The following is a 14019-nucleotide window of genomic DNA, read 5'->3' on the forward strand; positions in this document are numbered from 1 at the left end:
GCACCACAGGTGAGGCTGTCCTGACCCCTGCCGGCGCGGGCCCGCGCGGCCTACCGTGGGGGCATGTGCCGCAACATCCGCCAGCTCCACAACTTCGAGCCCCCCGCGACGACGGACGAGGTGCACGCCGCGGCCCTCCAGTACGTCCGCAAGGTCAGCGGGTCGACCCGTCCGTCGCAGGCCAACGAGGAGGCCTTCGCCCGGGCCGTCGAGGAGGTGGCCCACGCGACCCGGCACCTGCTCGACGCCCTCGTCACCGGGGCGCCCCCGAAGGACCGCGAGGTCGAGGCCGCCAAGGCCCGCGCCCGGTCCGCGGAGCGCTACGGCCGCACCGGCTGAGGGCCCCGGAGGGCTCCGGCGGACGGGTCGTCCCCGCTCCCCGAACGGCCTCCGCACGGCGTGTCGGCGACGCCGGGCGCGCGACCCGCTGTGGACCGTGACACGCCCGAAACTTTCTCCGGCGCACAGGCAGTGGACGACGTCGTCGCAGGTCAGCGGCCTGCTGGGAGGTCGCTGGGTGCCGTGTCCACAGGGTTCTCCACCGACGGTGCACAACCCCACCCGGCGTTTTCCCCAGGTTGTCCACACCTCGTCCCCAGCCGTTCGGCCGATGTGCCCGGCCCGGCTTGGAGGGCCCGTGGGTGAGGTCCTACGGTGACTCGAGCGCGGCGGTGTCGGTGGTCTCTGGTGGTCTTGACCCGGGTCCGGTGGCGCCGGGGCGAACCGCCTCGAGCAGGGGCCTGGACGAGACGGTGAAAGGGGTCGGTGGGTGACCATCGCGCAGCTGAGCGAGGCCTTCTCGGGCCCGTCGGAGCGACCGGACGAGCGGGTCCCCCGCAGGACCTCCACGCCGAGCAGTCCGTCCTCGGGTCGATGCTCCTCGACAAGGACGCCATCGCCGACTGCCTCGAGGAGGTCAAGGCCCACGACTTCTACCGGCCGGCCCACGAGGCGATCTTCGACGCCGTCCTCGACCTCTTCGGGCGCGGCGAGCCGGCCGACGCCATCACCGTCGCCGACGAGCTCACCAAGCGGGGTGACCTCGCACGGGTCGGCGGGCAGGCCTACCTCCACCAGCTCATCCAGTCCGTGCCCACGGCCGCCAACGCCGGGTACTACGCCGAGATCGTCCACGAGCGCGCGGTGCTGCGCCGGCTCGTCGAGGCCGGCACCCGCATCGTCCAGATGGGCTACGGGCAGGGTGAGGGCGACATCGACGAGATCGTCAACCGCGCGCAGGCCGAGGTGTACTCGGTCGCCGAGAAGCGTGGCGGCGAGGACTACCACGCGCTCGGCGAGCTGCTCAACGAGACGATGGAGGAGATCGAGGCCGCGTCGGGGCGCACCGACGACCTCATCGGGGTGCCCACCGGCTTCCTCGAGCTCGACGCGCTGACCCACGGCCTGCACCCGGGGCAGATGATCGTCGTCGCGGCCCGTCCGGCGGTCGGCAAGTCGACCCTGGGCATCGACATCGTGCGGGCCGCGGCCATCAAGCACGACATGGCCGCGGCGGTCTTCTCCCTCGAGATGAGCCGCACCGAGATCACGATGCGCATCCTGTCCGCCGAGGCCACCATCCAGCTCCAGGACCTGCGCCGCGGCCTGAAGAACCAGGACCAGTGGACCAAGCTGGCGCGGATCATGGGCAAGATCTCCAACGCGCCGCTGTTCATCGACGACAGCCCGAACATGTCGCTCATGGAGATCCGGGCCAAGGCCCGCCGGCTCAAGCAGCAGCACAACCTCAAGCTCATCGTCATCGACTACCTGCAGCTGATGACCAGCGGCAAGAAGGTCGAGTCGCGCCAGCAGGAGGTCGCCGAGTTCTCCCGGGCCCTGAAGCTGCTCGCCAAGGAGATCGAGGTGCCGGTCATCGCGATCAGCCAGCTGAACCGTGGTCCCGAGCAGCGCACCGACAAGCGCCCGCAGATGTCGGACCTGCGTGAGTCGGGCTCGATCGAGCAGGACGCCGACGTCGTCATCCTCCTGCACCGCGACCGTTCCGACCCCGAGCGCGAGGGGGAGGCCGACGTCATCGTCGCCAAGCACCGCAACGGCCCGACCGCTGACCTCGTGCTGGCCTTCCAGGGGCACTACTCCCGCTTCAACAACATGGCCCGCGACGGCGGCTTCTGACCGGTCCCGCTCCCGCGGCCAGTCGTGGCGGCCGGGGCATGCGGACGTCGTTCGCAGCGGTTTCGAAGTGCCCCGCAGCGGGGTCGGCGAGGGTCGCAGACGTGCCGGGGTGACGGCACGGATCGACCAGGACACGGGGCCGGGGGGCCTGAGCGTCAGCGCCTCCCCGGCCCGACGACCACGAGACTCGGGAGAGCTGTCATGACCTACCACCAGGAACCCACGAGGACGCCCAGCCGACGCTTGGTCCTCGGCGGAGGCGCATCGGTCGCCGGGCTCGCCGTCATCGGCATCGCCGGTGCGCCGGCCGCCGAGGCCGCCTCGTACGTGCGGCCCATCAAGAACCCCAGCGCCCACCCGATCACCGCGGCGTACGGCATCCCCGGCGACTGGCAGGCCGGCCACCACACCGGTGTCGACATCGGCTGCCCGGTCGGCACCCCGGTGTACGCCACGATCGGCGGCGACGTCCGCACCGGCCGCGCCGACTGGGGCCCGGCCTACGGGACGATGATCCTCATCAACGACAACGTCGACGGCTCGGACTGGGGCTACTGCCACCTGTCGAAGCGGTCCGTCAGCGACGGCCAGCGCGTCAAGACCGGCCAGCTCATCGGGTACTCGGGCAAGACCGGCCGCGTCACGGGCCCGCACCTGCACCTCGAGCGCCGCCCGCGGTACGGGAAGTACGGCTCGGACAAGAACCCCAACCTCTGGCCCTGAGCCGCGGAGGGTCCGGGACGGGTGGGTGTACGGTGTACGCCCACCCGTTCCGTCGTCCCCGGGAGCACGCATGAGCCTGGCCCCTCCTCGACCCGTCGCTGCGCGTCCGCTCGCGCGCCCGGCCCTGCTCGCCCTGCTGCTCATCGCGGCGGTGCTCCTCCTGCCCTTCCGCCTGGCCGGGGCGTGGGGCGGGCGCGGGTACCCCGACGTCGGGGCCTGCGGACGGCCGTGGGCGACGGGCTCGTCGGGTCGTGGGCGGCCGGTGGTCCGCAGCTGGACGCGCGGCTCGTCGAGGCCGCCGACTTCTGGGCGCGCTTCCACGTCGTCAAGGCGGCACTGGCGCTCGTGCTCCTCGTCGCCGCGGCGGTCCTCGCCCGCCGGGCCGGGCAGCGGGCGCTCACCGCCCCCACCCGGGCCCGCCGCTGGGGGGCCGGGGTCGGCGCGACGGGCGCACTGGGCCTCGCGGGCCTCGCGCTGCTCGTCGTCGTCGCCAACGTGCAGGGGGCGCTCGCCCCGCTGTCGTCGGTGCTCGGGCTGCTGCCCACCGGCGCCGCGACCGGCCCGCTCGCCGAGACCCTCGAGGCCATGCGCCGGGGGTCCTCGGTGGGCCCGACGGCGCGACCACCCTGGTCCTGCTCGAGGACTTCCGCGCCTACCACCGGGTGATGGCGGTGCTCGGGGCCCTCGTGGTCGTCGGGCTGCTGGCCCTCGGCGTGCGGATGCTGCGCACCCGGCGTCGTGTCGAACGAGCCGACCGCGGCCGGCGCCGCCTCCTGCTCGCGGTCACCGTCGTGATCGCCTGTGCTGCAACCTTCTTCGCGATCGTCACGGCGGCCAACGCCAGCACCGCTGCGCACCCCGAGCAGGCCTTCGTCGGGTTCCTCGAGGGCGGCTCCTGACGCTGGCCACCCTCAGCCGGGGCCGTCGGGGTGCGTGAGGTCGTAGGCGCGCACGAGCTTCTTCGGCACGACCATGCACCACGCGGACACGACGAGCTCGCGGGCCTCGGTGGGGTCGAGCTGGGCGAGGTCGGCGTGCGCCCAGTGGAAGCGCAGGTCCGACTCCGAGGGCAGCGAGAAGGTGCCGGGGTCGCTCGCGACGAGGCCGGCGCGCTCGTCCTTCGGGAAGGCGAACCCCATCACCGACTCGTCGCGCGAGAACGCCACGTAGACGATCCGGCCGACACGGAACTTCAGCCGCCCCCGGACGTACACCTCGTACGAGCGCTCGAGCTGGGACGCGAGCGGGCGCACGTCGTCGACCACCGCCATCGCGCCACCTCCTCGGCCCCATGATGGCGCTGCGGGCCGCCGTCGCGCCCGGTGCCGACGTCCCGGGCCCGGGCGTGGGACAGTGACGCCATGTCCCTGCGCCACGTCGACCGCGCCGTGGCCGCCTACACGGCCCTGCGACCGCGGCTCGTCCCCGCGACCGAGCGCTTCGTCGAGGACGTCACCGGCACCATCGACGACGCGGGCATCAACTACCTGAGCGTCACCGGTCGCACCAAGTCGGTCGAGTCCTTCGCCGGCAAGGTCCGCGGCGTGCTCGGCGAGAGCCCCGGGGCCGACCCGATGCTCGCCGTCACCGACCAGGTCGGCGTGCGGGTCATCACCTACGTCCAGCGCGACATCGACGCCGTCGCGGGCCTGCTCGCCGAGCAGTTCACCGTGCTCGACGACCGCGACCTCGGCGTCGAGACCGCCGCGGCCGGACGCTTCGGCTACGCGAGCCGCCACCTGCTCGTCTCGCGCTCACCGCTGCGGGACGCGACGTACGAGCCACTCGAGTGCGCGTCGATCCAGCTGCGCACGGTGCTGCAGCACGCGTGGGCCGAGTTCGAGCACGACATCCGCTACAAGGGGACGGTGCCGCCCGAGCAGGTCCCCGACCTCGACCGCCGCTTCACCCTGGCCGCCGGGCTCCTCGAGCTCGCCGACCGCGAGTTCCAGACCATCCGCGACCGCCTGCAGGCCGGCTTCGGCACGACCGAGCCCGACACCGTCGACGAGCTCGACCCGCGCATCAGCGCCCCCGAGCTGGCCACCTTCCTCGCCGGGCGGTACTCGAGCGCCGGGTGGTCGCGCACCGACCACTACCAGTGGATCTCCGGCCTGCTCCTCGAGCTGGGCATCGCCTCGCTCGACGAGCTGAGCGAGACGCTGCGCGACCTCGACAGCGCCGCGGTGACGGCGGCGATGGACTACCGGTACCCCCCGGGTGCCGTCCGACGCCTCGACGACGACCTGCTCTCCCGCTTCGGCGAGGCCTACGTGGGGCTGCACGGCAACGCCCACCGCCGCGAGGCGCTGCAGGCCCGGCGGGCCCGCCTCACCGGCTGAGCCGACGCCGACCCTCGGGGCGGTCGGGCGTCACCCCGAGACCGGTGACTCCCATCCGTCGGAGCGCAGCCGGTCGAGGGCGTCGAGCAGGAGGTCGAGGGCGAAGGTGAACTCGAAGTCCTCGTCGCACCCCGTCGCGTCGGGGCGCCGGCGGCGGGCCTCGACCGAGACGGCGATGATGGAGGGGTAGTCCGCGGGGTTCGGCTGCGGGGTGGTACGGGCCCGGGGCGCGCCACGGGCGTCCTCGTCGAACAGCTCCGGGCTGAACCCCCAGATGCGGTTGCCGAGCGCGTGCATCGCGTGGTGCGCCAGGTCGGGGGTGAAGCCGGCGTCGAGCAGCAGCCGGGTGACGGCCTCCATGTGCCCGAGCACCGCCGGGGTGCGGACCGTCCGGGTCTCGATGGCCCGTCGCGCCCACGGGTGGCGCTGCACGGCGGCCCGGGCGGACAGGAGGGTGGCGCGCACGGCTGCCCGCCAGTCGCCGTCGGCCGGCCGGGCGGCGACGACCTCGCCGAGCACCGCGTCGACCATCCCGTCGACGAGGTCGTCCTTGCCGCCGACGTGCTTGTACAGGGCCATCGGGACGACGCCGAGCCGGTCGGCCAGGCGCCGCATGCTCACCGCGTCGGCGCCCTCGCCGTCGGCCAGCGCGACGGCGTCGGCGAGCACGCGGGAACGGTTCAGCGGCACGCGGGGCGTGGGCATCCGACCTCCGGGGCGTCGATGGGGTGTACAGCGTATTCGCCGACGCGGTCCGCCGCTCTCGTGGCCCCCGGGCACCCGGGCCCGGCTGCGTCAGTCGGTCTGCTGCCCGAGCCAGTCGAGGAGGAGGTCGGTGAAGCGCTCCGGGTGCTCCATCGACGGCAGGTGGGCGGCGTCCTCCCAGTCGACGCGGCGGACGTCGGGCAGGCCGGCGACGAGGCGCTCGGTGGCGTCGCGCGTGGTCTCGAGGTCGAAGCCCCCGAGCAGGACGAGCACCGGCGCGCGGACCTCGGCGAGCCGGTCGAGGGCGGGCGGGTCGAGCTCGTCCTCCTCGACGTCGTCGAACGCGGCACCGACCTCGAAGGCCCGCCGCTGCATCCGGGCGACCGCGTCGCGGACCTCGGGGTCGACCGCGTCGGCGTCGCGGCGAGGGCCGACGACCCAGGTGTCGACGTTGACCGCGACCGCGGCGTCGAGGTTACCGGCGGCGAGCGCGGCGTCCTCCGCCTGTCCGAAGGCGGCGAGGTCGGGGGTCCGCACGGCCAACAGGCTCCCGCCGGGAGGGGCGAGCACGAGCGACCGGACGCGGTCGGGCGCGGTGAGGGCCACCTCGACGGCGACGCCGGACCCCATCGAGGCGGCGACGACGTGGCACCGGTCGACTCCGAGCTCGTCGAGGAGGCCGAGGACGTCGGCCCGGTGGGACACGGGGCCGTCGGGCAGGCGGTCGGACCCACCGAAACCGCGCAGGTCGAGTCGGATGACGTCGTGCGTGCGGATGAGGCTGTCCCACAGGGAGTCCCACATCCCGCGGTCTGCCACGCCGGCGTGTACGAGCAGCACGCTCGACGCTCCTCGTGGTCCTGCTCGGTCGTACGCGATCCCGTTGTCGGCCAGCGTCACTCGGTCCTCGTCCCGTCGTCCATCCCGCCAGTCAACGCCCCGGGCGGCTGGGCGGCAACCGGATTGCCGGGAGTGACGGGTGCGCTGACCGGCCGACGGGGGATCGTCCGAACGGCCCGGAACCCATCGACACGATCACCCCCGACTTGAGGGCCATCCCATGATTCGGACATGCAGGGTGACGAGACGCAGGTGATGACCAGGGCCGAGCGCCGCCGAGCCGTCGAGGAGCAGTCGCGCTCGTCGCGCTCCCGACGCCGTCAGAAGGCAGCGGCCCCTCCGCGACCCCGGGTCACGGTGTGCACCCCCGTCGAGACACCCGACACCGTCCGGCCGGTCGGGCCCGGCACCGTCGCCGTCCTCGAGCGCCCCCCTGTCGTGCTCGAGCCGGAGCCCACGGAGGGTCGCGCCTCGCGCACCGGTCGTCGCGCGGCGGACCGGGTCCAGCGGGGTCGGCGTCGCCGCACCGTGGGCGCCGTCGCCGTCGTGGCGGTCCTCGGGCTCGGGGGCACCGCCGCCGTCGCCTGGGCCGGCCTGCTGCCCGGCGACGTCGAGCAGCTCGTCCTCCGGGTGGCCGGGAGCCCGGCGGAGGCGGCACCGACCGCCGCCGACCCGGCGCCCGTCGTCTCCGCCACGCCCTCGGCGTCGCTGACGGAGTCGGCCGACGAGCGCCTCCTCTCGACCGTCGACCTGTGCCGCTCCCTGTCGCGCGGTGAGCTCGACCCCGCGTCGGCCTCCTACCGCACGCTGGTCAACGCCGCCGGTGCCGCCGACCTCGACGCGTGGTGCGCCGACCTCACCGGCGACGCGGCCCGCGCCGACTCCTGACCGGACGTCGGACCCGTTCCGACCCTCGCGCCCCCACCGAACCCGCTCGCGCCGCGCCGGCGCGCGTGGTGGGGTGGGGTGATGGCTCCCGACCCGTCCCGCGACCCCGACGTCCTCGTCGTCGACGCGGCCAACGTCGCCGGCTCGCGCCCGGACGGCTGGTGGCGCGACCGCCCCGGCGCCGCCGCCCGCTTGCACACAGAGCTGACCGGCGCCGGACTCGGTGCCGTCGTGCTCGTCCTCGAGGGCCGGGCCCGCCGCGGGGTGCCGGAAGGTGACCGCGACGGTGTGCGCGTCGTCCACGCCGAGGGCTCCGGCGACGACCGCGTCGTCGAGGAGGTGACCGCCCTCGTGCACAACGGTCGAGCGGTCACGGTGGTCACCGCCGACCGCGGGCTCGTCGCGCGCGTCACCGACCTCGGCGCCGCCGTCGTCGGCCCCTGCACCCTCCGCGACCGCCTGGCGGACCCGCTCTCCTCCTGACGCCGACGACCCGTCAGCGGGTGCGCACGTGCACGTCGTGCTCGCCGGTCGTGCCCTCGATGTCGGACTCGGCCGAGGCGACGAGCCGGTCGGCGAGGCGGCGCAGCGCGCGGGCCACGGCCACCTCGTCCCCGATGTGGGGGCTCGCGACGTCGGCCGCGCTGCGGTGGCTCGTGCCCCGGGCGGTGAGGGCCTCGGGGGCGTCGGCGAGCAGGGCAACGGTGGCCGTCGTGTCGTCGCCCTGCTCGAACAGGGTCACCCGGACCGTCCACTGCCGCATGGTCCCGAGCTCGGGCCGGGCGACGACGGCCTCGTGCTCCGACGGGTTCCCCTCGTCGACGCGGAGCACCGACCCCGGTCCGGGGTAGATGCTGCTCGTGCGCCCGTCGTCCCACCGCACCGTGTACGGCGGGCCGTCCTCCGTCGCGGCGGACACGACGATGCCGGCCCGCACGGGCTGGTCGACCTGTTCCCCGGCGAGGACGATGTGGTCTCCTGGTCGCGCTCTCACGGCCGCCTCCCTCGGTGGCTCGTCACCACTCTCGTGGAGCGCCGGGGTGGTGGCGACGGTCCCCGGCGCCCACCTCGATCATCCCCCGTCGACGGCTCCGGCGACAGGGGTGCGCGACGTGCGTTGCGTCGCGTCGCGCACCACGGGGAGGGGTCAGGGGAGGTCGAGCCCGTCGCCGAACCGGAAGAGCGCGTCCCCGCCGAAGCCGGGGACGTCCTCGGGGTGGCGACGCACGGCCTCCATCGAGACCGGGACGTCGAACGGCAGCCGCCCGGTCGGCGGGATGCCGCCGGTCAGCGCCGCGAGCAGGGCCGCGTCGCTGCTGCCGTAGGTCGCCGTGAGCGCCGCGCAGAGCGGCACCAGCGGGGTGAGCACGGCCGGCCGGTCGAGCGAGACGTCGACGACCAACGGCACCGTCGCCGCCAGCCGCTGGAGCCGCGCGACCCGTCCGGGCGGGAAGTCGAGCGAACCCTGGTGGAACCACGCCTCGAGGAACAGGTCGTCGCGGTGCTCGAACGGCGCACCGAGGCGGACGACGGCGACGTCGGCCTCCTCCGGCGTGGCGGCCGGGACGAGCCCGGCGACGACCAGGGCCTCCGCGGCGACACCGTCGGCGAACACCCGCGTCCCCGGCGCCAGGGGCAGTACCGCAGGGGCGCCCTCCACCGCGGACTCGTTGCGCAGCACCGTGACCGACCGGGCCTGGGCCTCGAACCCGGCCCGCCGGAAGTCCTCGCAGCCGAGCACCTCGAGGGCGGCGTCCTCGTCGACGTACGGGTCGTCGAAGAGCCCCAGCCGGAACTTCACCCGCAGCAGCCGGCGCGCGGACTCGTCGATGCGCTCCTCGGTGACCCGACCCGACCGGACGAGGTCGAGCAGCAGCTCGACGCACTCCTCGCCGCCGAACTGGTCGGCCCCGGCGTGGAGGATCAGCTCCATCCGGCCGGAGGGGTCGAGGTGCTCGACCCCCCACGCCCGGGCCGGCAGGACCTGGTCGCCGACGTGGTTGTCGTTGACCAGCTCCCAGTCGGTGAGCACGACGCCGTCGAAGCCGAGGCGCTCGCGCAGCAGCCCGGTGACGACCTGTCGGTTGTAGCCGAAGCCGACCTCCTCGACCGGCTCGCCGTCGACCTCGAGCCCGACGGGCATCCCGTAGTAGGGCATGACGGCCGCGGTGCCGGCCTCGATGGCGCGGGGGAACGGCGCGAGGTGGTCGTCGAACCGCCCTCCGCCGTAGACCTGTTCGCGACCGTAGGGGAAGTGCGCGTCCTCGCCGTCCTTCTGCGGGCCGCCACCGGGGAAGTGCTTCGTGACGCAGGCGACCGTGTCCGGGCCGAGCTCGGGACCACCCTGGAACCCCTCGAGGTACGCGACCCCGAGGTCGCCGGCGAGCTGGGGGTCCTGCCCGAAGGTGCCCGCCTGCCGGGCCCATCGCGGCTCGGTGGCGAGGTCGAGGGTCGGGTGCAGCGCCTCGCGGATGCCGACCGCCACGTACTCGCGCCGGGCGATGTCGGCGAACCGCCGCACCGCCTCGACGTCCCGCAGCGCGGCCAGCCCCAGCGGCTCCGGCCACTGCGAGAACGACCCGGCGGCGAAGGACACCCCGGAGTTCTCGATGAACGCGTGCCGCGGGTCGGTGCTCACCGTCACCGGGATGCCGTGCGGTGTGCGCTCGGCGAGCCGCTGCAGGGCGTTGCTCCAGCGGGCCGCCTGGCGCGCGTCCCGGAGGGCGTGGACGTTGAAGTGTGAGAGGTGCTTGCGCAGCACGACATCGCTCGTCGGCGACTTGCTGATGTGCCCCGGCTCCTCGAGCAGCGCGCCGTCCTCGCCGGCCTCGATGACCGTGTGGAACATCAGGCCGGCCTTCTCCTCGAGGGAGAGGCGGCCGAGCAGGTCCTCGACGCGCTCGTCGACCGGCAGCCGCGGGTCCTCGTAGGGGTCCATGACCCCGTTGCCGTTGAGGTCGCGCCAGGCGGGGGTGTCCCCGGTCGCCGGGTGGGCGGTCACCGGGGGTGCGGAGACGCTGGTGTCGGCCGTCACGCGAGACCCGCCCCGAACTCCTCCATCGCGAGGACCGGACGCAGCCGCTTCTCGACGGCCCTCGTGGAGAACGCCTTGCGCAGGACGTCCTTGGCCAGCACGTTGCCGACCGCCCCGAGGACCATCGCCTGGTCGAGCGAGAGGTAGCGGCGCGCGATGGTGCCCGAGTGGACGGCGACGGCGTCGAAGAACCCGCCGCGCCCGTACGCGTGGAGGTCGTGCTCGATGCGGGCGAGGTTGGCGAAGGACTCGCGCGGCTCGTGCATCATCGCGAGGAACGACGCGTGCGGGGTGACGACGCCGTCGCCGAAGGTCGGGGTCGCGTTCGTCGCCGGCCGGCAGTCGCCGAAGCCGGGGTCGTAGTTCGTCTTCTCCTGGTCGCTGAAGTAGCCGTCCGGGTTGAGCCCGAGCGCGTCGACGCCGTACTCGCGGTAGCCGCCGGCCGGGTTCGACGAGGGCGAGAAGCCCCAGAACCCGTACTTCGCCTCGACGAGGCCGTGCTCGCGCTGGGCGCGCACGTGCAGCGGGTGGTTGCGGCCCCACGAGCGCGGCGCCCACCGGGCCTCGTCGACGAAGACGTCGGGCATGAGCTCCTCGAACATCGACCCGCCCCACCCGGGGACGATGTGCATCCCGCGGTAGGTGTACGCGCCCTCGAACACCTCGAGCCCGAGGTAGGTACGGGTCCTGCCGACGGGCTTCATCTCCGGCCACGACCAGTCGCAGGTGTCGGGGAAGGTGCGCCACGACGCGAACCAGTGCTTCGCGGGCACCTGGCCCTGCGAGATGCCGAGGTAGCTCGTGATGCGGGTCTCGGACACCGCGGTGTCGTAGTGGTGGTTCGTGTACCAGACGTCGTCGCCGACGCCGATGTGGTTGCCCTCGGTCACCCCGGAGGTGTCAGCCGGGGCGGTGACGTAGAAGCCGCCGTGCATCAGGCCGCCCGGGCGCGGGCCCGCGGCGTCGTAGAACATGTCCCAGCGCATCCGGGAGAAGAGCCGGTCGGCCTCGCGGCGGGCGCCGGGGACGGCCTCGCGCACGACGAGCAGGGCAGCGCCGAGCCAGCCGCTGTCGACGCTGGAGACGAACGGCTGCACCGGGTCGCCCGAGTCCGGCCAGGTCGTGATGACGTCGCCGGTCGCCTCGTCGTACCAGTTGAAGTACATGCCGCTCGGCTCGTGGTGCTCCATCCGCAGCAGCGTCGAGAGGGTGCGGCGCACGCGTCGGGTCGCCTCCCCGGGGGTGATGAGCCCCAGCTCGCGGGCCACGACGGTGCTCCACAGGTAGCCGCCGATGTTCGTCGGCGAGGTGTAGCCGCTGCGGTCGCCCGCGGCGAGCGACTCCGGCATGTTGTCGGCCGGGAGGCCGGTGCGCTCGTCGGTCATCGCGACGAGCGAGCGCCAGGTGTCGGCGGCCCAGCGACGCACGGTGCGGGTGCTCCAGGCGGCGTGGTGGGCGTCGCCGCGCACGAAGGCCGGTGCGGCAGAGCGGGTCAGGGCGCTCGCCGGTTGCGCGGCGGCACCGCTGACGACGAGCCCACCGAGCGCGGCGGCGCCGCCGACGAGGAGCTGGCGGCGCGAGGCCGCGGGGACGTGGAGGGTGCGGGGGGTCATGAGGATGTCTCCTGACGGGGGTGGAGGGTGGGTCCGGGGTGACCGGGCCTCACTTGATGCCGGTCGTCGCGATGCCCTCGATGAAGCGTCGCTGGAAGACCATGAACACGATGAGCACGGGCAGGACGACGACGGTGGCGCCGGCCAGGAGCAGCCCGTACTGCGTGCTGTTCTGGCCGGTGCTGTAGAGCGCGAGCGCCACCGGCAGGGTGTAGGTGTCCTCCGTCTGGGCCACGACGAGCGGCCAGAGGAAGTTGTTCCAGCTCCCGAGGAAGGTGAGGATGCCGAGCGTCGCGAGGGCCGGCCCGCACAGGGGCAGGATGATCCGCGCGAAGATCCGCAGCTCGCCGGCCCCGTCGACGCGCCCGGCGTCGATGAGGTCCTTCGGCAGCCCGAGGATGAACTGGCGCATGAGGAAGACGCCGAACGGGCTGACGAGGAACGGCAGGAACAGGCCCGGGAGGGTGTTGACCAGCCCCGCGTTCGCCACGAGCACGAACAGGGGGACGAAGGTGACGACCCCGGGGATCATCAGCGTGGTCATGACGACGACGAACAGCGCCTTCTTGCCGCGGAAGTCGAGCATCGCCAGGGCGTAGCCGAGCGCCGAGCAGAAGAGCAGGTTGCCGGCCGTCACGACGACCGCGACCACCACGGAGTTCGTGAAGTAGCCGCCGAAGTCGAGCCGGCTGAACAGCTGCGTGTAGTTGTCGAGCGAGGCCGACTGGGGCCACCACGTGGGGGGCGCCTGGCGCAGCTCGCCCTCGGACTTCAGCGAGCCGAGGACCATCCACGCGAACGGGGCGACGACGGCGACGAGGGCGACGGTGAGGACGCCGTAGAGCCACCAGGTGCCCTTGCGCGAGCCGAGCATCACTTCTCCTCTCGCAGGAGGCGGAACTGGATGGCGGTGACGACCGCGACGAGGACGAAGATGATGTAGCTGATCGACGCCGCGTACCCGTAGTTGCCGAAGCCGAACTGCTCGTACGTGTACATGGACATCGACTTCGTCGAGTTGAGCGGCCCGCCGTTGGTGAGGACGAACGGCTCCTCGAAGAACTGCAGGTAGCCGATGCCCGTGGTCACCGAGACGAAGAGGATCGTCGGGCGCATCAGCGGCAGGGTGATGTGGCGGAACCGCTGCCACGCCGACGCACCGTCGATGGCCGCGGCCTCGTGGAGGTTCCACGGCACCGCCTGCAGCCCGGCGAGGAAGATGATCATCCCGGTGCCGAAGTTGCGCCACGTCGCCATGAGGATCAGCGAGGGCATCGACCAGCTCGGGTCGCCGAGCCAGTTCGGCCCGTCGACGCCGACCCACCCGAGCACGGTGTTGATCAGCCCGTAGTCGGTCTCCAGGAGGAAGCGCCACACGACGGCCACCGCGACGATCGAGGTGATGACGGGTGTGTAGAAGCCGAGCCGGAAGACGCCGCGCAGCCGGGTGATGCCCCTGTCGAGCGCGACGGCCGCGGCGAGCGCGACGAGGAGGGTCAGCGGCACGCCGACGACGACGAAGTACGCCGTGTTGAGCATCGCCTTGCGGAAGACCGGGTCGCCGAGGGCCCGGGTGTAGTTCTCGAGGCCGACGACGTCGACGGAGAAGGGGGTCCGCAGGTCGCGCGACCGGGTGTCGGTGAAGCTCATGAAGAGCGACTGGAGCACCGGCCAGAGCGTGAAGGTGAGGAAGAGCAGGCAGAACGGCAGGGCGAGGATCCACGCCGCCCGCCCC

General features: G+C 73.4%; 16 protein-coding genes. 8 read left to right on the top strand and 8 right to left on the bottom strand.

Annotation, left to right across the window (positions count from 1 at the left end):
* The first annotated feature begins 63 nt into the window (after positions 1-63).
* The 5 genes from G7075_RS17255 to G7075_RS17275 all read left to right on the top strand — a co-directional run bounded on the left by G7075_RS17255 (position 64) and on the right by G7075_RS17275 (position 3761).
* Positions 64-339 carry a DUF2277 domain-containing protein gene (locus G7075_RS17255; protein WP_166123668.1) on the top strand — a complete coding sequence of 92 codons (276 nt, stop codon included), beginning with the start codon at positions 64-66 and terminating at the stop codon, positions 337-339.
* Positions 340-765: 426 nt separating this feature from the next.
* A complete protein-coding gene (gene dnaB / locus G7075_RS17260) occupies positions 766-2139 on the top strand; it encodes a replicative DNA helicase (protein WP_371814107.1) in 1374 nt (457 codons plus the stop codon).
* Positions 2140-2340: 201 nt separating this feature from the next.
* Complete coding sequence (locus tag G7075_RS17265) at positions 2341-2862, top strand: M23 family metallopeptidase (protein WP_166123672.1); 522 nt, start codon at positions 2341-2343, stop codon at positions 2860-2862.
* A gap of 228 nt (positions 2863-3090) precedes the next feature.
* Entirely contained in the window at positions 3091-3528 is a 438-nt protein-coding gene (locus G7075_RS17270) for a hypothetical protein (protein WP_166123674.1), read from the top strand.
* Entirely contained in the window at positions 3528-3761 is a 234-nt protein-coding gene (locus tag G7075_RS17275) for a hypothetical protein (RefSeq protein ID WP_166123676.1), read from the top strand. Before G7075_RS17270 ends, G7075_RS17275 begins: the two co-directional genes overlap by 1 nt.
* 12 nt (positions 3762-3773) lie before the next feature.
* On the opposite strand, the gene G7075_RS17280 is transcribed toward G7075_RS17275, so the two are convergent.
* Positions 3774-4133, bottom strand: coding sequence for an MmcQ/YjbR family DNA-binding protein (locus G7075_RS17280; RefSeq protein WP_166123678.1), 360 nt, complete (start codon positions 4131-4133; stop codon positions 3774-3776).
* 90 nt (positions 4134-4223) lie between these two features.
* Here G7075_RS17280 and G7075_RS17285 point away from each other — a divergent pair, with 90 nt between their 5' ends.
* Positions 4224-5204, top strand: a complete 981-nt coding sequence (locus G7075_RS17285; protein ID WP_166123680.1) for a GTP pyrophosphokinase family protein — start codon at positions 4224-4226, stop codon at positions 5202-5204.
* A gap of 30 nt (positions 5205-5234) precedes the next feature.
* Here G7075_RS17285 and G7075_RS17290 read toward each other — a convergent pair whose 3' ends face one another.
* Both G7075_RS17290 and G7075_RS17295 read right to left on the bottom strand, forming a co-directional pair.
* On the bottom strand, positions 5235-5909 hold the full coding sequence (locus tag G7075_RS17290; protein ID WP_166123682.1) for a TetR/AcrR family transcriptional regulator: 675 nt from the start codon (positions 5907-5909) through the stop codon (positions 5235-5237).
* A 90-nt stretch (positions 5910-5999) separates the two neighbouring features.
* Positions 6000-6749 (bottom strand): alpha/beta fold hydrolase, encoded by a 750-nt coding sequence (locus G7075_RS17295; protein WP_166123684.1) that lies wholly within the window; start codon positions 6747-6749, stop codon positions 6000-6002.
* A 231-nt stretch (positions 6750-6980) separates the two neighbouring features.
* Between G7075_RS17295 and G7075_RS17300 the strand changes: the two genes are divergently transcribed.
* Both G7075_RS17300 and G7075_RS17305 read left to right on the top strand, forming a co-directional pair.
* Entirely contained in the window at positions 6981-7637 is a 657-nt protein-coding gene (locus G7075_RS17300; RefSeq protein ID WP_166123686.1) for a hypothetical protein, read from the top strand.
* Positions 7638-7718: 81 nt separating this feature from the next.
* Entirely contained in the window at positions 7719-8120 is a 402-nt protein-coding gene (locus G7075_RS17305; protein ID WP_166123688.1) for a hypothetical protein, read from the top strand.
* A gap of 13 nt (positions 8121-8133) precedes the next feature.
* On the opposite strand, the gene G7075_RS17310 is transcribed toward G7075_RS17305, so the two are convergent.
* From G7075_RS17310 to G7075_RS17330, 5 genes are all read right to left on the bottom strand, one after another.
* Positions 8134-8631: a dsRBD fold-containing protein gene (locus G7075_RS17310; RefSeq protein WP_166123690.1), complete on the bottom strand. Its 498-nt coding sequence runs from the start codon at positions 8629-8631 to the stop codon at positions 8134-8136.
* A 153-nt stretch (positions 8632-8784) separates the two neighbouring features.
* Positions 8785-10575 (bottom strand): glycoside hydrolase family 3 protein, encoded by a 1791-nt coding sequence (locus G7075_RS17315; RefSeq protein WP_166124454.1) that lies wholly within the window; start codon positions 10573-10575, stop codon positions 8785-8787.
* A 92-nt stretch (positions 10576-10667) separates the two neighbouring features.
* Positions 10668-12284, bottom strand: coding sequence for a glucoamylase family protein (locus G7075_RS17320; RefSeq protein ID WP_166123692.1), 1617 nt, complete (start codon positions 12282-12284; stop codon positions 10668-10670).
* Between the two features lie 49 nt (positions 12285-12333).
* Positions 12334-13158 carry a carbohydrate ABC transporter permease gene (locus tag G7075_RS17325; protein ID WP_166123694.1) on the bottom strand — a complete coding sequence of 275 codons (825 nt, stop codon included), beginning with the start codon at positions 13156-13158 and terminating at the stop codon, positions 12334-12336.
* Positions 13158-13952 carry a carbohydrate ABC transporter permease gene (locus G7075_RS17330; protein ID WP_240917720.1) on the bottom strand — a complete coding sequence of 265 codons (795 nt, stop codon included), beginning with the start codon at positions 13950-13952 and terminating at the stop codon, positions 13158-13160. The genes G7075_RS17325 and G7075_RS17330 overlap by 1 nt, the downstream gene beginning before the upstream one ends.
* Between the last annotated feature and the right edge of the window lie 67 nt (positions 13953-14019).

It is taken from the genome of Phycicoccus sp. HDW14 (assembly GCF_011383005.1).
Classification (GTDB): domain Bacteria; phylum Actinomycetota; class Actinomycetes; order Actinomycetales; family Dermatophilaceae; genus Phycicoccus.

Coding starts and splice junctions, on each gene's coding strand:
- G7075_RS17290 (WP_166123682.1), bottom strand. CDS start 5,909: ATGCCCACGCCCCGCGTGCCGCTGAACCGTTCCCGCGTGCTCGCCGAC.
- G7075_RS17255 (WP_166123668.1), top strand. CDS start 64: ATGTGCCGCAACATCCGCCAGCTCCACAACTTCGAGCCCCCCGCGACG.
- G7075_RS17315 (WP_166124454.1), bottom strand. CDS start 10,575: ATGGACCCCTACGAGGACCCGCGGCTGCCGGTCGACGAGCGCGTCGAG.
- G7075_RS17300 (WP_166123686.1), top strand. CDS start 6,981: ATGCAGGGTGACGAGACGCAGGTGATGACCAGGGCCGAGCGCCGCCGA.
- G7075_RS17280 (WP_166123678.1), bottom strand. CDS start 4,133: ATGGCGGTGGTCGACGACGTGCGCCCGCTCGCGTCCCAGCTCGAGCGC.
- G7075_RS17305 (WP_166123688.1), top strand. CDS start 7,719: ATGGCTCCCGACCCGTCCCGCGACCCCGACGTCCTCGTCGTCGACGCG.
- G7075_RS17325 (WP_166123694.1), bottom strand. CDS start 13,158: ATGCTCGGCTCGCGCAAGGGCACCTGGTGGCTCTACGGCGTCCTCACC.
- G7075_RS17265 (WP_166123672.1), top strand. CDS start 2,341: ATGACCTACCACCAGGAACCCACGAGGACGCCCAGCCGACGCTTGGTC.
- G7075_RS17320 (WP_166123692.1), bottom strand. CDS start 12,284: ATGACCCCCCGCACCCTCCACGTCCCCGCGGCCTCGCGCCGCCAGCTC.
- G7075_RS17285 (WP_166123680.1), top strand. CDS start 4,224: ATGTCCCTGCGCCACGTCGACCGCGCCGTGGCCGCCTACACGGCCCTG.
- G7075_RS17275 (WP_166123676.1), top strand. CDS start 3,528: ATGGCGGTGCTCGGGGCCCTCGTGGTCGTCGGGCTGCTGGCCCTCGGC.